19 protein-coding genes are annotated in these 20187 nt (G+C 70.0%); 8 read left to right on the forward strand and 11 right to left on the reverse strand.

Features of this window, described 5'->3' with window-relative positions:
* The first annotated feature begins 1 nt into the window (after position 1).
* From CRP45_RS29940 to CRP45_RS29960, 6 genes are read left to right on the forward strand one after another with little or no spacing between them, the layout of a single operon-like run.
* Positions 2 to 1045, forward strand: coding sequence for an NAD(P)/FAD-dependent oxidoreductase (locus tag CRP45_RS29940; protein ID WP_097248015.1), 1044 nt, complete (start codon positions 2 to 4; stop codon positions 1043 to 1045).
* A gap of 16 nt (positions 1046 to 1061) precedes the next feature.
* Positions 1062 to 2360, forward strand: a complete 1299-nt coding sequence (locus CRP45_RS29945; RefSeq protein WP_097248016.1) for an ATP-grasp domain-containing protein — start codon at positions 1062 to 1064, stop codon at positions 2358 to 2360.
* Complete coding sequence (locus CRP45_RS29950) at positions 2357 to 2680, forward strand: avidin-fold protein (protein WP_097248017.1); 324 nt, start codon at positions 2357 to 2359, stop codon at positions 2678 to 2680. Before CRP45_RS29945 ends, CRP45_RS29950 begins: the two co-directional genes overlap by 4 nt.
* Positions 2677 to 3126, forward strand: a complete 450-nt coding sequence (locus CRP45_RS33560; RefSeq protein ID WP_143861575.1) for a hypothetical protein — start codon at positions 2677 to 2679, stop codon at positions 3124 to 3126. The genes CRP45_RS29950 and CRP45_RS33560 overlap by 4 nt, the downstream gene beginning before the upstream one ends.
* The gene (locus CRP45_RS29955; RefSeq protein ID WP_097248018.1) at positions 3123 to 4496 is read left to right on the forward strand and encodes an FAD-binding oxidoreductase; all 1374 of its coding nucleotides are present in this window, start codon (positions 3123 to 3125) and stop codon (positions 4494 to 4496) included. The genes CRP45_RS33560 and CRP45_RS29955 overlap by 4 nt, the downstream gene beginning before the upstream one ends.
* On the forward strand, positions 4493 to 5671 hold the full coding sequence (locus CRP45_RS29960; protein ID WP_097248019.1) for an acyl-CoA dehydrogenase family protein: 1179 nt from the start codon (positions 4493 to 4495) through the stop codon (positions 5669 to 5671). Before CRP45_RS29955 ends, CRP45_RS29960 begins: the two co-directional genes overlap by 4 nt.
* Before the next feature lie 14 nt (positions 5672 to 5685).
* Here CRP45_RS29960 and CRP45_RS29965 read toward each other — a convergent pair whose 3' ends face one another.
* From CRP45_RS29965 to CRP45_RS29980, 4 genes are all read right to left on the reverse strand, one after another.
* Complete coding sequence (locus tag CRP45_RS29965; RefSeq protein WP_097248020.1) at positions 5686 to 6477, reverse strand: class I SAM-dependent methyltransferase; 792 nt, start codon at positions 6475 to 6477, stop codon at positions 5686 to 5688.
* Between the two features lie 32 nt (positions 6478 to 6509).
* Entirely contained in the window at positions 6510 to 6728 is a 219-nt protein-coding gene (locus tag CRP45_RS29970) for an excalibur calcium-binding domain-containing protein (protein WP_067779875.1), read from the reverse strand.
* Between the two features lie 123 nt (positions 6729 to 6851).
* The gene (locus CRP45_RS29975) at positions 6852 to 8471 is read right to left on the reverse strand and encodes an ABC-F family ATP-binding cassette domain-containing protein (RefSeq protein ID WP_097248021.1); all 1620 of its coding nucleotides are present in this window, start codon (positions 8469 to 8471) and stop codon (positions 6852 to 6854) included.
* 189 nt (positions 8472 to 8660) lie between these two features.
* Positions 8661 to 9161, reverse strand: a complete 501-nt coding sequence (locus CRP45_RS29980; protein WP_218841201.1) for a winged helix-turn-helix transcriptional regulator — start codon at positions 9159 to 9161, stop codon at positions 8661 to 8663.
* 79 nt (positions 9162 to 9240) lie between these two features.
* Here CRP45_RS29980 and CRP45_RS29985 point away from each other — a divergent pair, with 79 nt between their 5' ends.
* Entirely contained in the window at positions 9241 to 9672 is a 432-nt protein-coding gene (locus tag CRP45_RS29985; RefSeq protein ID WP_097248022.1) for a nuclear transport factor 2 family protein, read from the forward strand.
* Here the strand turns inward: CRP45_RS29985 and CRP45_RS29990 are convergent.
* The 7 genes from CRP45_RS29990 to CRP45_RS30020 form a co-directional block, all read right to left on the reverse strand.
* Complete coding sequence (locus CRP45_RS29990) at positions 9652 to 11703, reverse strand: CocE/NonD family hydrolase (RefSeq protein ID WP_097248023.1); 2052 nt, start codon at positions 11701 to 11703, stop codon at positions 9652 to 9654. The genes CRP45_RS29985 and CRP45_RS29990 overlap by 21 nt on opposite strands.
* 177 nt (positions 11704 to 11880) lie before the next feature.
* Positions 11881 to 12453 (reverse strand): adenine phosphoribosyltransferase, encoded by a 573-nt coding sequence (locus CRP45_RS29995; RefSeq protein ID WP_097248024.1) that lies wholly within the window; start codon positions 12451 to 12453, stop codon positions 11881 to 11883.
* 37 nt (positions 12454 to 12490) lie between these two features.
* A complete protein-coding gene (locus CRP45_RS30000) occupies positions 12491 to 14203 on the reverse strand; it encodes an ABC transporter substrate-binding protein (protein ID WP_097248025.1) in 1713 nt (570 codons plus the stop codon).
* Between the two features lie 27 nt (positions 14204 to 14230).
* Positions 14231 to 15460, reverse strand: a complete 1230-nt coding sequence (secF, locus tag CRP45_RS30005; protein WP_097248026.1) for a protein translocase subunit SecF — start codon at positions 15458 to 15460, stop codon at positions 14231 to 14233.
* On the reverse strand, positions 15457 to 17166 hold the full coding sequence (gene secD / locus CRP45_RS30010) for a protein translocase subunit SecD (protein WP_097248027.1): 1710 nt from the start codon (positions 17164 to 17166) through the stop codon (positions 15457 to 15459). Before secD ends, secF begins: the two co-directional genes overlap by 4 nt.
* 103 nt (positions 17167 to 17269) lie before the next feature.
* Positions 17270 to 17620: a preprotein translocase subunit YajC gene (gene yajC, locus CRP45_RS30015; protein ID WP_097248028.1), complete on the reverse strand. Its 351-nt coding sequence runs from the start codon at positions 17618 to 17620 to the stop codon at positions 17270 to 17272.
* A 240-nt stretch (positions 17621 to 17860) separates the two neighbouring features.
* On the reverse strand, positions 17861 to 19351 hold the full coding sequence (locus CRP45_RS30020) for a flavin-containing monooxygenase (RefSeq protein WP_097248029.1): 1491 nt from the start codon (positions 19349 to 19351) through the stop codon (positions 17861 to 17863).
* 77 nt (positions 19352 to 19428) lie between these two features.
* Between CRP45_RS30020 and CRP45_RS30025 the strand changes: the two genes are divergently transcribed.
* On the forward strand, positions 19429 to 20079 hold the full coding sequence (locus CRP45_RS30025; protein ID WP_372509847.1) for a TetR/AcrR family transcriptional regulator: 651 nt from the start codon (positions 19429 to 19431) through the stop codon (positions 20077 to 20079).
* The last annotated feature ends 108 nt before the right edge of the window (positions 20080 to 20187 follow it).

Raw genomic sequence — 20187 nt, forward strand, 5'->3', positions numbered from 1 at the left:
CATGACCGACGTCGTCATCGCGGGCGCCGGTGTCACCGGCCTGATCGCGGCCGTGCGCTGCGCGCGGGCCGGGCACCGGGTCACGGTGGTGGATCGGGGCCCGATCCCGAACCCGGCGTCGAGTTCGTTCGATCACCACAGGGCCGTGCGGGCGCTGAGCCCCGGCGATCCGGGCGCGACCGCCGTCGCGGCGGCGCTGCACCGACGTTGGCTGCGGCTGCAAGCGCTGCTCGGCGGACCCTTCTACCGGCGCATCGGGGTGGTCACCGGATGGCCCGCCGCGTCGATCGACTTCGCCGTGGCGGAGGCTCGGCGCGGCGGGTTGCCGGTGCGTGTCGTCGAGCCGAAGTCGTTGCCGCACATCGAGTTTCCTTCGGGACACTACGGCCTGCTCGAGGCCGACGCGGGCGTGCTGCTCGCCGAACGGGTGTTGCACGCCGCCGCGCGCTGGTTGCGCGCCCAGCCCGCGGTCACGCTGCTGCCCTGGCGGCAGGTGGTCGAGGTGGACACCGACGCCGCCAGGCTCCGGTTGCGCGACGGCGCGCGGCTGAGCGGGGATCTGGTGCTGCTGGCGACCGGGGCGTGGACGGGCGAACTCGTGGACGTGCCGACCGTGCTGCACCGGCAGACCACCGTCTACCTGCGCCCGCCCGCCGACCTGGCCGCGTGGTGGGAGCAGGCGCCGAGCGCCGGGCGGATCGGCGCGGACGGCACCGGCTGGCTCATGCCGCCCGGGGCGGGCACCCTGCTCAAGCTCAGCTCCTCCCGGCTCTGCCGCACCGTGGAAGACGTCGGCACGGATGCCGAAAGCCTGTATGCGGCAAGCGAATACGTGGACCACGTCCTCACCGACGCGCACCGGTACCGCATCGCCGCGGTCAAGCAGTGCCACTACACCGTCGACGCCGCGACCGGCGGCGCGACCCTCGCCCGGCCGGGACCCGCGGTCCTGGCCCGCGCCGCCACCGGCGGCGACGGGTTCCGCACCGCACCGCTGGTCGCCGACCACCTCGTCGAACTCGCGGCCGCCCGACCGGCCGCCTGATGCGGAAGGAAGCATCATGACCCCCACCAACGACGTGCTGCTGGTGATCGGCAGCGGACTGCGCCTGTACCGGGAATACCTGGTGCGCTCGGTCACGGCGCGGGCGCGCTCCCGCGGCCTGGATCTCGTGCTGCTCAACAACATCGAACCCACCTGGCAGCACGCCTATTTCGACGAGATCGTCGTCGCCAACGTCTTCGACCACGCCCTGCTGGCCGCCGAGGCGCGCAAGGTCGCCGCCCGCAGGCGGGTGGTCGGCGTGCTGTGCTGGGACGAGCCGCTGGTCCAGCCCGCCGCCGACCTGGCCGACGAGTTCGGCGTGCCCGGGCTGACCGCCACCGGTGTGCGCGGCTGCCGCGACAAGAACCGGACCCGCTCGGTGCTCACCAATGCCGGGCTCGTGCAACCCCGTTTCGAGCTCACCGGCACCCTCGAGCAGGCGCGGGCGGCCGCCGACCGCATCGGCTATCCGGTGGTGGTGAAGCCACAGGCGCTCGGCGCGAGCATGGGCGTGGTGCTTGCCGCCGATCGCACCGAGCTCGACGCCGGCTTCGCCACCGCCACCGGCGCGAGCACCATCGGCGACGAACCGTTCCGCGGCACCGCCATCGTCGAGGAGTTCGCGGTCGGCCCGGAGATCAGCGTCGACGCCGCGGTCTACAAGGGCGAGTACCTGCCGATGTTCCTGGCGCGCAAGCGAACCGGGCTGGAACCCTACTTCGAGGAGCTGGGTCATCTCGTCGACGCGGCCGACCCGCTGCTGGACGACGAGGCACTGATCGGCACGCTCGCCGCCGCGCACCGCGAGCTCGGGGTGGAGAACGGCATCACGCACACCGAGGTGCGGCTGACCGCGCGCGGACCGCTCATCATCGAGGTCAACGGCCGCCTCGGCGGCGATCTCATCCCGTTCCTCGGCAAGATCGCCACCGGCATCGATCCCGGTGAGGTGCTGGTCGATGTCGCCACCGGGCACCGTCCCGCGACCGCCCCCACCCGCAAGGCCGCGGCGGGCATCCGCTTCGGCTACCCCGAACGCGACACGCTCGTGCGCTCGGTGACGGTGCCCGAGCACGCGCCAGGTCTGGTCACCGCCGCCGCGATGGTGGAGCCCGGCGCGGAGCTGCGGCTGCCGCCCGGCGGCTACATCGCACGCCACTCGTTCGTCGTGTGCGAGGCCGCCGACGCGCCGCGCTGCTCCGAATTGCTCAGGGCGGCAAGCGCTTCGGTCGAGCTGGTCGGCGATCCGCTGGAACCGCTCGCGCCCGGCGCCGCGTTCACCCTGCCCGCCGGACTCCTGGACGCCGACAAATGATCAACTACGACGGCCGCAGGTTCCGCAACCCGGACAGCGACGACGGGGTCGTCGCGCGCTACTACCAGCGCGGCGATCTGGTGTGGGCGTCCTTCGCGGGCGGCAAGGTGCGCCGCGGCGCGCTCAACGGCCTCTGCGACGCCAACGGGGTACTGCACCTGGCCTACACGATGGTCCTGCACGGCGGCGACATCGTCTCGGGCTTCACCCGTTCGGAACCGGAGCCCTCCGACGGCGGACCGCTGCGGCTGCGCGAGGAATGGGAACGCTACGGGCCCAACGCGAGCAGCGGGATCTCCTACCTGGAGGAGATCCGATGAACCGGCTGCTGCGCCGGTTCGGCGCGCGACCGTGGGACACGGCGGGGGACGACGTTCCCCTTTCGCCCACTGCGCTTCTCGACGTCGACCGCGGGGCGGCACTGACCGACAGTGCCGCGCACCGCCCCCTTCTTTCGGCAGGGGCAGGGGCCGTTTCCCCTTCGGCCTCCGCACTTTCCGACGTCGACCGCGAGGCGGCACTGACCGACACGGGAGCCCAGGTCCCCCGCCTCGCGACGGGATCGGCCACGCCGGTGCCGACATGCCCTGACGAGCAGCGTCGAACGAATCCTGCGGTGACCGAAGACTTCGACGCCCCGCAAAAGCAGGCGCCATGCCCACGCACCGGGCCCGACCGGCGGTGGGCGTCGATCGGACGCGGCACCCCGGACCTCGCCGCCTTCGACCGCTACGGCCGCGCGACTTCTGCGGAGGTGGTCCGATGATCGCGAGTCTGGATCGCCTCGACGCCGGGACGGTGCGCTACCCCGGCGACGACGGCTTCGCGGCGGTGAGCGTCCCGTTCAACAAGCGCTACGCCGACATTCGACCGCGCGCGGTGCTGTCGGTCCGCGACGCCACCGACGTCGCGCGCGCCATCCGCTGGGCGCGCGAGGAAGATGTGCCGCTGGTGGCGCGCGGCGGCGGGCACAGCTACGCGGGCCATTCGGTCGGCACCGGGCTGGTGCTCGACCTGAGTGGCCTCGGCGAGGTGCGGGTCGATCCGGCGAACGGTCTGGTCACCGTGGGCGGCGGCGCGACAAACGGCGCGGTGTACGCCGCGCTGCAAGAGCACGATCTCGCTGTGCCACTGGGCAATTCGAATCAGGTCGGCATCGGCGGGCTGGTACTCGGCGGCGGCGTCGCCGCGGTGTCACGCGCGTTCGGGCTCACCGCGGACGCGCTGGTGGCGACCGAGATCGTGCTGGCCGACGGCAGCACGCTGCGCTGCGACGCCCGCGAGAACGCGGACCTGTTCTGGGCCTGCCGCGGAGGCGGCGGCGGAAACCTCGGGGTGAACACCTCGTTCACATTCCAGGCCCGCGACACCGTGCCCAGCTCGACCTGCCTGCTGCTGTGGGAATGGCGCGACGCCCGGCGGGTGCTCGCGGTCATGCAAGAGATCATGGCGGCCGCGCCCGACGAATTCGCGGCGCGCATCGGCGCGAGCCGCGCGGGCGACGATCCCGGCGTCGTCTCGGTGATCGGCCAGCACCTCGGTCCCGCAACGGAATTGCGCGAACTGCTCGCACCCGCGCTCGCGGCCGCGACGCCCCGCCGGGTCGACATCGCGGATCGGAACTACTGGCAGGCCAAGGACTTCCTACACCACGAGACCTCCGGCGACCCGTTCGCGGTGCGTACCCGATGCACGCCGAAACCGTTGACCGAAGCCGGAATCGACGTCGTCATCGACGCCGTCGATCGCTGGCCGGGCAGCGCCAACCCGGACGGCGCGGGCGTCGCGCTGTTCACCTGGGGCGGCGCGATCAACCGAATCCCGGTCGGCGACACCGCTTTCCCACACCGCGACACGCTGTTCCTCGTCTCCATGGACACCTCGTGGAGCACGACCGACTCGGCGCGGACGATGTGGTGCAACCTCGAATGGCTCGACGGCCTCTACGCGGAGCTGGGCGGATACGCCACCGACGCCGCCTACGTCAACTTCACCGACCCCGCCCTCACCGACCCGTCCGCCTACTACGGACCCAACCACGCCCGCCTGGCGCAGGTGAAACACCGGTACGACCCGAACGGCTTCTTCCGCTTCCCCCAGGCGATCACCGCACTCAGCAAGGAGACCCACGCATGACCCTCGTCGACGAACCGTCCACCACCTCGCTCGGCGCGGGCGCCGAGATCCTGGCCCGCGCACAGGCGCTGGCGCCCCGGTTGCGCGAGCGCGCCGAGGAGATCGAGGCCGCCCGCCGCCTGCCCGCCGACATCGTCGAGCTGCTGCGCGACGCGGGCGTCTTCCGCATGGCCTTCGCCCGCGACTGGGGCGGGCCCGAGCTCAGCTCGATCGAACAGACCGAGGTGGTCGAGGCGCTGGCCTACGGTGACGCCTCGGTCGGCTGGTGCGCCATGATCGGCTCCGACACCGGCCTCTACGCCCGGTTCCTCGACGAGCCGGTCGCCAAGGAGATGTTCCCGAGCCTGGACATGGTGACCGCGGGCCTGCTGTTCCCGACCGGCCGGGCCGAGCGCGTGCCCGGCGGGTTCCGGCTCAGCGGACGCTGGCAGTTCGGCAGCGGCATCACGCACGCCGACTGGGTGGTGTCGGGCGCGTTCGTCGTGCGCGACGGCGAGCCCGAGCGCGACGCGGCGGGCGCGCCGGATTCGCGACTGTTCATGGTGCCGCGCGCCCAGGTGGAGGTCATAGACACCTGGCACACCACGGGGCTCGCGGGCAGCGGCAGCTGCGACTACCGCATCGCCGAGGTGTTCGTGCCCGACGAGCACACGCTCGAATTCGCTTCCGTGCGCAACGGTTTCGGCCCGCTCGGCCAGCCAGAGGTGCACATGCGCAACATGCCCGCTGTGCCGCTGGGCGTGGCGCGGGCCGCGCTGGACTACGCGCGCGCCGAATCCGCCGCCAAGTCCGACGACTACCGCGTCCAGGTGACCATCGCCGAATGCGAGGCCGAACTGCACGCCGCCCGCTCCGGCGTCTACGCGGCGCTGCGCCGCCAGTGGGAGATCCTCGAGGCGGGCGGCGCACTCGACGAACTCACCCCGACCGAACGCGCCGCGCTGCCGCTCTCGCGCCTGCACGCGTTCCGCACCGCCCGCACCATCGTCGGCCGCCTCTACGACCTGCGCCAGACGGCCGCGATCTACCGGCCGTCACCGCTGGACCGCTGGCTGCGCGACACCAACACCATGTGCCAGCACATCGTCGCCCAAGACCGCATCCTCCAGTCCGCAGGCGCGTACCTGATGGGCGGCACGCCCTCGTTCAAGCTCTGCCTCGGCCTGGTGAGCTGAACGTCCGGCCCGGTTCAGTCCGAAGGGCGGCGGACGAGGATCTCGAGGCGAACGAAGGTCTGGTCGTAGGTGCCGTCCGAACGGAGCAGTTCGTCGGTACCGGCGACCAGCTCGTCGACAAGGCGGTGCGCGTCGGCGGCCTCGGCCTGCCGGGTGAGGGAGACCGAGGCGGTCGTGCGCAGCATGTCGGCGAGCTGGGCTCGGGTGAACGGGCGCAGCTGGGCGACCGTGCGGACGCCGTCGGCCGGGATGTCGAATCCCGTGGTCCGCAGCAAGTCGAACACGATCCCGGCGTCCGGGAAGGGTGCGGGCGGCCGCAGCCCGTTGGCTGCGGCGATGCGCCCGAGCAGCGCCATCAGTCCCGCCATGTTGCCCGCGCCCGCGGATTCCGAGTGGAACCAACCGCCCGGTCGCAGCGTCCGATACACCGCGCCGAAGACCGCGGGATAGTCCGCGACCGCGAGCCAGTGCAGCATGGACCGGCTCACCACCAGATCCGCGACGCCCGGCTCGAGGTGCCGATCGAAGTCGGTGGCCGAGGCACGCACGAACTCCAGGTTCGGCGCCGAATAGCGGTCCGCGGCCGCGAGCATGGACGGGTCTTCGTCCACGCCGATCACGCGCCCGCGCGGCACCGACTCCGCGAGCACAGCGGTGAACTCCCCGCTACCGCACCCGAGGTCGACGACGGTGTCCTCGGCCTCGGGCCGAATCCGCGTCAGGAACCACTCGTCCACCGCACGGTGGTGCGCCGAAGTCTCCGCGTACTCCGCACCGAGCCACCGTGACCGCCGCTCGCCCGTCATTCCCCGATCCTACGACCGGGCGGCGGGTGCGATCAGCGCTTGGACTCGCAGGCGATGCCGTCGCCGTCGCGGTCCAGGTGCTCGGCGTAGCCCGGTTCGCCCTCGTAGAGCGGGGCTTCGCCCGCTTCGCGGACGGCGGCGCAGTTCTTGTAGTACGGCTCCGAGTTGGCCGTACCCGCGGCGGCGGAGCCCAGCGCGACCAGGGCGGCGGCGGCGAAGAACGTGCTGGCGAGGCGTCGGGCGAACTGCACCGAGTCGACCCCCTTCGATCCTGGGCATGGGCTCGGAAGCGCTGCCCGACACTGCTTTTCGTCTCCAATCGGACGACTCGGACATATTGCCAGGCGGTAGCACCGGTGCGCAACACGCCCATGTCAGACCGTCGGCTCCGCCTCCGGCACGCCCTTTTCGACGATCCTCTCGGCGTCGACGAGTCCTTCCTCGGTGAGTTCGAGCCGCCGGGTGACCCCGATGTCGTCGAGGAAGCGCGGGTCGTGGCTGACCACGATCAGCGCGCCCTCGAATCCGGCCAGCGCCTGGGTGAGGTGACGCAGGCTGGGCAGATCGAGGTTGTTGGTCGGCTCGTCGAGCAACAACAGTTTCGGCGCGGGCTCGGCGAGCAGCAGCATGGCGAGGGCGGCGCGCAGCCGCTCACCTCCCGACAGCGCGCCCGCCGCCACGTCGGCGTCGCCGCCGCGAAACAGGAAGCGCGCCAAGTGGGCTCGGATGCGCAGCGGCGTCGCCTCCGGTGCGGCGGCGGACACGTTCTCGAACACCGAACGACTCGCGTCGAACACGTCCAGCCGCTGCGGCAGCATCCGCCACGGCACCTTGGGCGGCGCTTGCGCGATCCGGCGCAGCAGCGTCGACTTGCCGATGCCGTTGCGCCCGGTCAGCGCGATCCGCTCCGGACCCGACACCCGCAGCGTGACCGTCGGCCCGCAGGCCAGCGTCACCTCGTCCAACGCGAGCACCTCCTGCCCCGGGTAGAGCCGGGTGTCGGGCAGCTCGATGCGAATTTCCTTGTCGTCGCGGACCAGTTCCTCCGCCTGCTGGAGCTGTTCCTTGGCGGTGTCGAGCCGCTCGATGTGGGTGTTGCGCAGCTTGCCCGCCGACACCTGCGCCGCCCGCTTACGCGCCCCGGCAAGGATTTTCGGCATGTTCTCGGCCTGCTTCTTGGCGTAGCGCTGCCTGCGGTCCAGCTTGACGCGCGTCTCGACCAGTTCCTGCGCCTGCCTGCGCACATCGTTGCGCGCCTCGCGCACCGCGGATCGCGCCGCCTGTTGTTCGGCCTCGACCATGCGCTCGTAGTCGCTGTAGTTCCCGCCGAAAAGCCGCAGCTCACCGGCCCGCAACTCCGCGATGGCGTCCATCCGGTCGAGCAGTTCACGATCGTGACTCACCGTGAGCACCGTGCCGGAGAACTGTCCGATCACCTCGTAGAGGCGTTCGCGCGCAACGTGATCCAGGTTGTTGGTCGGCTCGTCGAGCAGCAACACATCGGGCTCGGCGAGCAATTCGGCGACCAGCCCGAGCAGCACGGTCTCGCCGCCGGAGAGGGTGTCCAGCCTGCGGTCGAGCCCCGCAGCCGAATCGGCGACGTAGTGCAGCCCGAGCCTGCCGAGCAGCGCGACGGCGCGCTCCTCGACATCCCATGCGGCGCCGACGGTCTCGAAATCGCGCTCGTCGCCCGCACCGGATTCGATGCGGTGCAGCGCTTTTCGCACCGAGTCGATGCCGAGCACCGCGTCTACCCGCTGACCGTCGGCGAGCCCGAGATCCTGGCGCAGGTAGCCGAGATGCCCCGACACCGTGACCGAGCCGCGCGCCGGTGTCAACTCACCCGCGATCAGGCGCAGCAGCGTGGATTTCCCGGCGCCGTTGACGCCGACGAGGCCGATGTGCCCGGCCGGGAACACCGCGCCGAGGCCTTCGAACACGGGAGTGCCGTCCGGCCAGGAAAAGGTGAGATCGGAAAGAGACAGAAAGGTCATGCGGAACCCCTGAGGTGCGACGGAAACGCGGCGCGCGAAGGCGGGCCGCCCGAAGGCGCTACCTCAAAGAATCAACGCATACTCCGATCGACGGGAACAAGACCGCTCCAGGTTAGCCACACAGCCGCTGATCGCGCCAGTGCAATTTCGCTCACACCCGCCGCGATCACGGCTCCTACCTGGTGCGAATCATTCTGCCGCCGCGATGAAATCGCCCACCAGCATCGTCCCCGGCCCGCGCCGCGCACCGGGTCCCGGCTCCCACCGCACCGTCTCGGCGGTGAGCGGTTCTCCGCATTCCTCGCACACCACCACGCCCGAGGCGTGCCGCCCACACGGGCGATGAACCGAGACCACGGGTGGCCCCTCGGGCCCCGCACTCCACTTGTCCCCCCAGGCGATCAGCGTGGCCAGTACCGGGTAGAGCTCGCGTCCCTTGGCGGTGAGCAGGTACTCCCGCCGGACCGGATTCGTCTGGTAGACCCGCGATTCGACGATGCCGTGCGCCCGCAGCGTGTCCAGCCGGGCGGCGAGCACGTTCGAGGCGATGCCGAGATCACGCCGGATGTCCTCGAAGCGGGTCATCCCGACGAACAGGTCGCGCAGGATCAGCGGCGTCCACCGCTCCCCCACCGCGTCCAGCGTGCGGGCGATCGAGCAGACGATCTCGGAAAGGTCAGCCTTGGCCACAGCGCCATCGTAGTCCGTTGCAAAAAACAAGTGACACGGTTATGTTCGATCCCATCGACCACCGGAAGGGGTGCGTGAGATGACGGATGTGGTGGACCAGTTCTGCGCGGCGACCGAGACCGCCGATATCGACGCGCTGATGGACACGCTCGCCCCGGACGCCGAACTGCGTTCGCCGATCTCGGGCACCCTCGTCTTCCGCGGTCACGAGGACCTGCGCGTCCTGCTCACGGTCGTCTACGGCGGTATCTCCGGACTGCGCTGGACCGCGCGCATCGGCGACGGTCCGCGCCGGGTGCTGCTCGGCGAGGCGAAGGTCGGCCCGTTCCGGATGACCGAGGCCATGGTGCTCGACCTGGCCGAGGACGGGCGCATCCGCAGGCTCGACCCACACCTGCGCCCGTGGCTCGCGCTCACCTTCCTCGCCGCCAAGCTCGGCCCCGGCCTGCTGCGCTACCCGGCGGTGCTGCGGCGGGCACGCGGCGCCGGATCACCTGCCGCCGTCGGCTGAGGCTCGGTTGCCCGGAAGCGGCCGATCGGTGGGCAGGTTGACGTAACTCGGGGCGTCCGGATCGATGGCCAGGAACTGTGCTTTGAGCTCGGAGTTGTTGAGCATCGGCCGGAACGCCACCGCCTTGGGCAGGTTGCCAGCGAAGACGTCCACCCGCAGCCGGTGTCCGGGCTTCAGCACCGCCTGGGTGGGGATGACGGCGATGTCGAGCCCGATCGGCTCGCCCGGCGTGACCGGCAGCATGCTGTCCAGGGTGATCCGGTTGTACGGCGCGGTGTAGTCGCCGGAGGGCGAGCGCTCGCTCTTCGCCTCGTCGACGGCGCGCATCGAGGTGGTCTGCTGGCCGGTGGACAGGACGAGTGAGGTGCCGTCGGGCGCCACGTCGTTGACGGTGACGTTCCAGTAGCCGTCGGTGGCGTCGTGCACGGTGTTGAGGTGCACGTTGATCGGCCCTGAGATCACCGTCGGCTCGGCGACCGGCGGGCTGGTGAAGGTGAGCGCGTTGCGTTCGGCCCTGCGGGAGTCCTTGGCGCACATGTCCAAGATCGCGGCCATGCCCGCCGATCCCTGCGCGGTGTCGCGGGAGCAGATCATGGTGAGGCCCGGCGCGATGGTGAGCGTCTCCGCGTCGGCGGGGCGGGTGTCGATCAGCGAGCCGTCGTACTTCACGTCCTCGGCGGTTCCGCTGGGGTCCGCGGACAGGTAGACGCGGCGGTGCACGATGCCCGGCTGCGGGAAGCGCTCCAGGGTGACCCAGCTGCCGCCCTGCTCCCAGACCACGATCGGGCCGAAGTCGTCGATGCCGTTGTCGACGCCCTTGAGCCACCTGTCGAACCACGCGCGCTGCAGCACGTCCAACCGGGGCGGCGCGCCGGGCACACCGGTCCCCGCGCCAGGATTGGCGTGGTAGGTGTCGCCGACGACGAGCTTCTTCTTGTCCTCCGGCAGCGGCATGGCGTTGTACAGCTTGGTCGCGCTGTTGGCGAAGATGTCGTGCCACCCGCCGTAGACGAAGGCCGGGACGTTCACCCGCTCGGGATGCCCGAGAATGCCCTGCCGGAACGGACTGTTCTCGTCGAGCGCGGCCGCCAGCTCGGGCGGCACGTCGTCGAGCGACGGCGTCATCAGCGCTTGGGTGAGCAGGTCGAAGTTGGTGTTCGGGTCCGACACTCGCTCGCGCAACCACGCCCAGTCGAACGTGCCGTTGAGTATCGAGGCCACATCGGGGATCAGCTTGAGCCGGTTGACGTTGCTGAGCCACATCGGAAGGAACATGGTGCCGACGCCACCGCCGGGCGCGACCACATCGCGCATCAGGTCGCTGCCCGGTTCCACGGGGAAGATCGCCTTCAGCGGCGCGGGCGCGTTCTCGGCGGCGCGCAGCTGGTTGATCCCGGCATACGAACCGCCGCTCATCGCGATGTCGCCGTTCGACCACGGCTGCGCGGCGGCCCATTCGATCACCTCGCGGGTGTCGAGCTGTTCGCGGGCACCGAGGGTGTCCCAGCTGCCTTGGGAGTATCCGGTGCCGCGGACGTCGACCACGACCAGGTTGTAGCCGCTGCGGATGAGTTTGCGGTCGATGCCGAGGACGGTCTGCACCGTGCCGCCGTCCAGCGCGTGCAGCAGATCCTCGAACCCGCTGATGGGCGTGCCCGACAGGTTGAGCCGCCCCACGAAGTCCATCGTGAGCTGCTGCAACCCAGGCACCGCAAGCGCCGAATCGACGAGATTCGTCAGCAGCTTGGTGTAGGGCGTGAGGTTCACGATCGTCGGCAGCGGCTTCGACTCCACCGGCCCGCCGGTCTGCGCGGGACGGTACACATTGGCCTTGAGGACGACGCCGTCGCTCATCTCGATGGGAACGTCCCACTGGATGTTCACATCCGAGTACGGCTGCGGCCCGTCGTGCAGTTCGGTCCACCGGTCGGCGAGAGCCGCCAGATCCGGCTGTTGCGGCGCAGGGTGATAGGCGCCGATCGCGACCACCGCCAGAACGACCGCGATCGCGCCGAACACCGATTTGATCATCGACCCCGACAGCCTCCTCGGCTGCAATGTCCTGGCCACCCCTGCCCTTCCCCTCGTCACCGGTCGATCGACACCGACTGGGACGATAGCAATCGGCTACCGGGGAATCGGGGATCTTCGGGCCGGTCGGCACGTCGAAACATGCCGCGTCAACGGTCGGGGGCGACCGCCCCGGGTTCAGACCCGGACGATGGAAGTCAGCGGGTAGTCGCCCTGGCGGCTGCGGCCTTCCAGGAAGCTCAGCTCGAGAACGACCGCCGCCGAGACGATCTCGGCGCCCGCCGCGCGGAACAGCTCCGCGGCCGCGGCCAGCGTGCCGCCGGTGGCGAGCACGTCGTCGAGCAGCAGCACCCGGCGACCCGCCAGGTCGACGCCGTCACCGGGGATCTCCAGCGCGGCGGTACCGTACTCGAGGCTGTATTCGCGCTTGAGCACGGGCGGCGGCAGCTTGCCCGCCTTGCGCACGGCGAGGACACCGGTGCCGAGGGTGGCGGCGACGCCCGCGCCGAGCAGGAAGCCGCGGGCGTCCACGCCTGCGACCAGATCCGCGTCCGGCGCGCAGGCGGCGAGGCAGTCGATGACCGCGCGGAAACCCTCGGGATCGGCGAACACGGGGGTGAGATCGGCGAAGCGGACGCCGGGCGTCGGGAAATCGTCGCGCCAGCGGGTCAGGCGTTCGACCAGCTCGGCCGCCTTGGCGGTCCGCTCGGCGACAATCTCGTCGGACTCGACCGCCGCGTGCTTACTCATCGACACCTCTCCATGATCACTCACCCACCAACACCTGTCACCGCCGCAACACCCAGCGGTCCATGTTCCAGCCGGTGCCACCCTGGGTGGGACCGGCCACACCGTTGCGCAGACCGTCGCCGAAAGCGATCGTGCGCGGAGTGGCGAACAGGGGAATGCTCGGCATCTCCGACCACAACAGGTTCTCGGCCTCGGTCAGCAGACCCAGCTGCGCGGCCGAGTTGTCGTCGGCCGCAAGCTGATCGGTGATCGCATCGTAGCGGCCGTTCCCGAATCGTCCGAAATTGAGCCCGTTGCCGGTGCGCAACGCGCTGGTCGCGGCCACGCCGGTCAGCGAACCGGCCGGGCCAGGCGCGCCAGCGGTGCTCGTCAGCACGGCGTCGACGCGGCCCTCGGCGAGCTGGCCGGGGCGGAAGTCGGGCGCGCCCGCGTCCACCACGCCGATGCCCGCGGGTTTGCACGCCTCGGCGATCATCTGCACGGTCTTGGCGCGGCGCTCGTCGGGGGCCACATAGCCGATGCGGATCGTCGGATTCGCCGCGCGCGCCGAGGCGAGCGTGGCGGTGGCCGCCCGGATGTCGCTGCCGCGGTATCGCTCGGCGGCCCCGGTCGTGGCCGCGTAGAACAGCGAATCCTGCTGCGTGGTACGGGAATTCAGTGGTCCGGCGCCGAGTCCGGTGGCCGGCACGTCGGCGGCCTTGCCCAGCGTGTCGAACAGGGCCTGGCGCGGTACGCAGAGCGCGAAGGCGCGGCGCGCCTCCACCGAGCCGAACACGCCGTCGGTGGCCAGCACCAGCTGCTCGGCGCCGCGGCCCGGCACGGTCTTCGCCGAGAAGCCGCCCAGATCGAGGTCCGGCACCGAGTTCGCGCCCACGTCGACCACGCTCACGGCGTTGTCGGCGACCTTGGTCTTCAGGTCGGCGGTCTTGTCGAACACCACGATGCGCCCGGTCTCGGCCTTGTTGCCCCACCACCGCTCGTTGGCGATCAGCACGAGACCGTCCTTCGCGCTGAAGGATTCGATCCGGTACGGACCCGAGGACGGGAACCGCGACAGATCGAGCTTCTCCGCGCCGATGGTCCAGCCGGTGTTCCAGAAGTCGGCCAGCCGCTGCACCGCACCGAGATCGCCGGACTGCACGGCCGACACCACGTTCGGCACGCTGGCCACCCGCGCGGCGACATGGGCGGGCATCACCTCGCCCGCGGTGAACAGCTCTCGCCACGGACCGAACCGCCGGTCCGGGCGGAACACCACGGTGGCGTCCTTGGAACCGGGCTGACACTCGACCCGCTCGATGTCCGCGTAGCCCGCGGTGTCGGCGGCGTCGAACAGCGAGCCGCCGTCGGGCTTGGTGAAGCGCCCGCTGTGCGCGGCCCAGGTCAGCACCAGATCGTCACAGGAGGTCGGCACACCGTCGGAGTACACGCCGTCGGGGTTGAGCCGGTACTGGATGGTCTGGGACTCGCCGGGCACCTCCTTGGCGGTGCCGAAATCGGTGTCGGCGACCTGCTGCCCGTCGGGTCCGGTGTAGAAGAACCCGGTGAGCACGCGCTGGAACACCGCCGCCGAGCCGCTGCTCGCGCCGAGCGTGCTTCCGCCGTTGTAGCTGGCGATCACGGCGTCGACCGCGTACCCGATGGAGGGCACCTGGTTCTGACCGGAGCACCCGGCCGCCGTTCCGGCGGCGAGGGCGCTCGCGGCGACCGCTCCGATCAGACGTACCGCAACGCTGCGTGGCTGTCGCATCGAACGAAACCCCTAACCGTCGGTTGGTCAGTGCCTCTTCTTCTGTCGCTTTCCGGAGGGCCGTGCGCCAGGGCGGGGCGCCTGGCCTGCTTCCCGGTACCGCCGGGCCGGGGCGTCGGGCAAGCCGCGACCGGTCGCGGCGACCACGCGCTGTTCGGCGGCAGCGCCCGCCCGCGCGGCGGCGATCCCGGAGCGCTTGGCCTGCACCTTCTTGGTGTGCGCCGCCACCGGACCCCAGCGCTCCTTGATCGAGACGAGCAGCGGGGTGGCGAAGAAGATCGACGAGTAGGTGCCGACCAGCAGACCGACCAGCTGCACGAGCGCGAGGTCCTTGAGGGTGCCGACGCCGAGCATCCACACCGCGATCACCATCAGGCCGACGATGGGCAGGATGCCGATGAGCGCGGTGTTGATCGAGCGCATCAGCGTCTGGTTCACGGCCAGGTTGGCCTGCTCACCGTAGGTGCGGCGGCTCAGATGCAAGATACCCCTGGTGTTCTCCTCGACCTTGTCGAACACGACGACCGAGTCGTAGAGCGAGAAGCCGAGGATCGTCAGGATGCCGATCACGGTCGCGGGGGTGACCTCGAAGCCGACCAGCGAGTACACGCCCGCGGTGACCACGACGTCGAAGACCAGCGCGGCGAGCGCGGCGATCGCCATGTCGCGTTCGAAGCGGACGGCGATGTAGATCGAGACGATCACCAGGAACACCGCGAGCGCCCGCAGTGCCTTCTCGGTGATCTGGCTGCCCCATGTCTCGCTGACGTCCGAGGTGCTGATCGCGGCCCGGCTCGGGTTGCCGTTCTTGTCGAGGGGCTTGAACTCCTCGAACAGCGCGCCGTTGAGCTTGTCGACCTGCTGCACGTCGAGCGCTTCGGAGCGGATCAGCATCGTCGCGGTCGAGCCGGTGCCGACGGTCTGCACGGAGACCGGGTCGGTGCCGATCGCCTCGTGGTACACGGCCTCCACCTGGGAGGTGGTGGCGTCGCCCGCGGGGAACTGGATGCGGGAGCCGCCCTCGAAGTCGATGCCGAAGTTGAACCCGCGGAACAGGATGCTGCCCAACGAGATAAGCATGATCACGGCCGTGATCGCGTACCACATGCGCCTGCGGCCGATGACGTCGATCGCGCCGGTTCCGGTGTAGAGCCGGTTGAAGAAGCCGTGCTCGGACGCGGCCTGCCCGTAGGCGTAGTCGTCGAAGGGCCGTTCGGCGTCCTTGCGCAGCGAGGGGCTGGTCTGGCTGTTGGTCATCGCGTCCTCACGCCTTCTGCGACTGCGGCTTCTGCGGCACGGCGCTCGCGCGCGACCTCTTGGATCGCGCCGAGGCCGTTGATCGACGGTTTCGACCAGAACGCACTCCGCGAGGCCAGCAGCACCAGCGGCGCGGTGACCAGGAACACGACCACCACGTCGAGGATGGTGGTGAGGCCGAGGGTGAACGCGAAGCCCTTGACCTGTCCGGCCGCGAGCCAGTAGAGCACCGCGGCGGCGATGAAGCTCACCGCGTTACCGGACAGGATGGTGCGGCGGGCGCGCTGCCAACCGCGCGGCACCGCCGAACGGAAGCTGCGGCCCTCGCGCATCTCGTCCTTGATGCGTTCGAAGAAGACCACGAACGAGTCAGCGGTCATACCGATACCGATGATCAGACCCGCGATGCCCGCCAGGTCGAGGGTGAAGCCGATCCAGCGGCCGAGCAGCACCATGATGCCGTAGACGGCCAAGCCGGAGGCGATCAGCGACAGGCCCGTCAGGAAGCCGAGCATGCGGTAGTAGACCAGGCAGTACAGCAGCACGATGGCCAGACCGATCGCGCCAGCGATCAGACCGGCGCGCAGCGACGACAGACCGAGGGTCGCCGAGACGGTCTCGGCCTCGGAGGTCTGGAACGACAGCGGCAGCGAACCGTACTTCAGCGTGTTCGCCAGTTCCTTGGAGGTGGTTGCGGTGAACGAGCCCGAGATCTGGGTGGTGCCGCCGAGCTGCGGACCCGCCTGGACCTGCGGCGCGCTGACCACCTTGGAGTCGAGGGTGAACGCGACGCGCTTGTAGAGGTACTCGCCGGTCAGGTCGGCCCACGCGTCGCTACCGGTCGACTTGAACTCCAGGTCGACCACCCAGCGCGACTGCTGCTGATCGAGGTTGGCGACCGCGTTCTTGATCTCCTGGCCGTCGATGCGGCTCTTGTCGAGCAGGAAGACCTCGGTGCCGTCCTGCGAGCAGGTGACCAGCGGCAGGTTCGGGTCGTCGTTGCCCGCGAGCGGGTCCGCCTTGGTGCAGTCCAGCGCGGCCATCGCGGCCTGCTGGGTGGCCGGGTCGGTGCTCTGCCTGGTCGCCTTGGCCGCCGCGATCTCGCGCTGCGCCTCTTCCTGCGGGGTCAGGGTCGGGTCGGCCGGCTCGGTGGGCGCCTGCGCGGGGAAGACGCGCTGCTGCGGCGCCGGCGCGTCCTCGGCGGGCGGCTCCTGCGGGGGCGCCTCCGGCGCGGGCGCCTCGGGGGCGGGCCCGTCGGTCGGGACCTGCTGACCTGCGTCGGGCACGGGCACCTGGGCGGGCGGCGTCTGCGGGATCGTCGCGCCCTTCGGCACGGCCTGCAGCACCGGACGGATGTAGAGCTTGGCGGTGGTGGCGAGCGCGCGGGCCTGCTGGCCGTCGTCGCCGGGCACCGTGATCACGATGTTGTCGCCCTCGATGGCCACCTCGGAGCCGGAGACGCCGAGACCGTTGACGCGGTTCTCGATGATCTCCTGCGCCTTCTGCAGGCTGTCCTGGCTCGGCTTGCTGCCGTCCGGGGTGCGGGCGGTCAGCGTGACCCTGGTGCCGCCCTGCAGATCGATGCCGAGCTTGGGGGTCGGGGACTTGTCACCGGTGAAGAACACCAACGCATAGATCACGGCCAGCAGCGCGGCGTAGACACCGAGCAACCGGAGCGGATGCGCCGATCCCTGGGAAGGTGGCACAGTTCGTATCTCCTAGGCGGGAAGTCGAGGGTGGATCAGGCGCGCACACGCGTGCGCCGCCGAACGCTACAGCGTCCGGCGTGCGGTCGTGGCGCAGCCGACGTCAGTCCTTGGTCAGCCGGGTCTCGGTCTGCTCCGGCGTTTCCTCGGCGGTGGCCGCCGGGGTCTCGTCGGTGCCGGACTCGTCGGCGGTCGTCTCGTCGACGGTGCGGACCTCACGGATCGCCTGGCGCAACCAAGTGGTCACGACGTCCTCGGCGATCTCCAGGTCGACCGTCTCGTCGTCGAGGTCGACAACAGTGCCCCACAGACCCGACGTAGTGGTTACCGCGTCGCCGATCTTCAGGTTGTCCTGCATGGCCGCGACCTTCTCGGCCTCCCGCTTCTGGCGGCGGACGCCGAGGAACATCGGCACGAGCAGGGCTACCAGTAGCAGCGGAAACAGAAGTTCCATCGTCGAAGTCAGTCCCTGTCTTGTGGGTGGGATGGACAAGTACCACCACAGTCTGCCAGCTGTTGTCGGCACTGCCACACCGGCACACCCTTGACGTGCGCCACTCGGGCCGTCTCGAGCGGCGCGCGGCACGTCGGCGGACGTCCTCCAACGCCGACGACCCGGCGGGACGACCACCAGGTCCCGGCCCACGAAAGCCCCGCGACCAGGCGTTTTCCGGTCGCGGGGCGAACGCGAGGATCAGGCCGACACCCCGTAGACGTAGTCGTCGAGCGGGAAGCTCACCGCCTTGCGGTGCGTGCTGACGGTGCTGTTCGGGCGCAGCAGCGCCGCCTCGCCGTGCTGGTTGAAGTAGTAGCTGCGCGCGCTCGCGCAGTCGCCGCCGTAGAGCACCGAGGACCCGAGCTTGTCGGTGACGGTGTCCAGGAAGCGCGCGTTGGCCGCCTCGGTCACCTCGAAGGTGGTCTCGCCGCGCCGGAACAGCTCGCCGAAGAGCCTGCCCATGTGCTTCATCTGCGCCTCGATGGTGGTGAAGTAGGACAGACCGCTGTAGGAGTACGGGCTGTTGAGGCTCAGGAAGTTCGGGAACTTCGGCACCGTGATGCCCTCGTAGGCCTGGAAACGGTTGTCCCGCCAGAACTTTCCGAGGTTCACCCCGTCCCGGCCGATGATCTCCACGGCCGGGAAGTTCACGTCCCACAGGTTGAAGCCGGTGGCCAGGATCAGGGTGTCGATCTCGGTCTTGTGCCCGTCGGCGGTGACGATGCCGTCGGCCTCGACGTGGTCGATCGAGTTCGTCTCCAGCCGCACGTGCGGCGCGTTGAAGGTCTTGAAGTAGTGGTTGGAGAACGTGGGCCGCTTGCAGCCGAAGTCGTAGTGCGGGGTGAGCTGCTGCCGGGTCTTCTTGTCGCGCACCTGCGCCCGCAGATGCGCCTTGGCCAGCAGGCCCGCGCCCTTGTTCATCATCTTCGCCTGCTTGAAGTGCAGCACGCCGACCACCATCAGCGCCTCGAGCATCGAGGTGTTGACCATGCGCGCCGCCTTCTGGGTGGCGGGCACCTTGGCGAACAGCTTCTGCACCGACGGCGGGATCGGCGCGTCGACCTTGGGCACCACCCAGATCGGGGTGCGCTGGAAGACGGTCAGCGCCGCGGCCTTCTTGGCCACCTCGGGCACCAGCTGGACGGCGGTGGCGCCGGTGCCGATGATCGCGGCGCGGCGGCCGGTCAGGTCGAAGTCGTCCTCCCACGCGGTGGTGTGGATGATCTTGCCCGCGAACGACTCGATGCCGGGGAACGGCGGCGTGTACGGCTGCGAGAGGAATCCGGTCGCGGTGAGCAGGTAGCGGCCCGTGACGGTCTCGCCGCCCGCGATCGAGACCACCCACTGCTGGTTCTCCTCGTCCCAGCGGGCGCCGTCCACCACCGTGCCGAAGCGCATCCTGCGGCGCAGGCCGTACTTGTCGGCGACGTGCTCGGCGTACTTCTTGAGCTCCCTGCCCGGCGCGAACAGCCGCGACCAGTAGGGGTTGGGCTCGAACGAATACGAGTAGGTCACCGAGGCGATGTCGACCGCGAGGCCGGGGTAGTGGTTGACGTGCCAGGTGCCGCCGAGATCGTTCTCGCGCTCCAGGATCACGTAATTGCTCAGTCCGAGCCGGTCGAGCTCGATGCCCGCGCCCATGCCACCGAATCCCGCACCAACCACGACCGCGTCGTACTGAGGCGCCACGTCGAACCTCCAAGATGTGAATCAGTTGTCACGGAATGACACATCATTCCGTTTGTGACGACTGTATCATCGGCAAGGTGACGAAGCCATCCACCCGAGCGACCCGGTCGGCGGCCGGAAGCGCGCTCCAGCGACGCAAGGCCGAATTGCGGCAGGAGATCATCGACACGGCGTTCGTCTGCTTCGCCGAGAAGGGCTATCACGCCACCGGCATCGCCGACATCGCCAACGAGCTGGGCATCGGGCACGGCACCTTCTACCGGTACTTCGCCAACAAGCGCGACATCATCGATCACGTCATCGACGACCTGTCCGCGCGCATCGTCGACGCGCTCGGCACCCAGAACGCCCCTGACGCGGCGGGCTCGCTGGACGAGTACCGCGCCCAGCTCGAGCGGATCGGCACCGCGCTGTCGCACATCCTCATCGAGGAGCGCCGCATCCCGCAGCTGCTGCTCTTCCACGCCACCGGCATCGACGACGAACTCACCGCACGGCTCTACGGCCTGCTCGACACGGCGGACGCGCTGACCGCCGGCTACCTCGAGCACGGCGTCGAAATGGGTTACCTGCGCGCCGATCTGGACACCGCCAACACCGCGCGCGCGGTGACGGGCATGCTGCTCGCCGCCGTCCTCCACGGCATGCGCGACCCGGACATGGCCGCGACCCAGGGGCTGAATCAGGCGATCCGCCGCCTGCTCATCGACGGCGTGCGCAAGGACTGACGACCCGCCGTGCGAATCGCCCCCGGCGACTACAGTGTGGGTGCACAAACCGGCACTGGCTCGCATGGGGGCGTTCGTGTTTGCAAGAGACGTGTTCGCGCGAGACCG

Origin of the sequence: Nocardia amikacinitolerans (assembly GCF_900215415.1) — a bacterium.
GTDB lineage: Bacteria > Actinomycetota > Actinomycetes > Mycobacteriales > Mycobacteriaceae > Nocardia > Nocardia amikacinitolerans.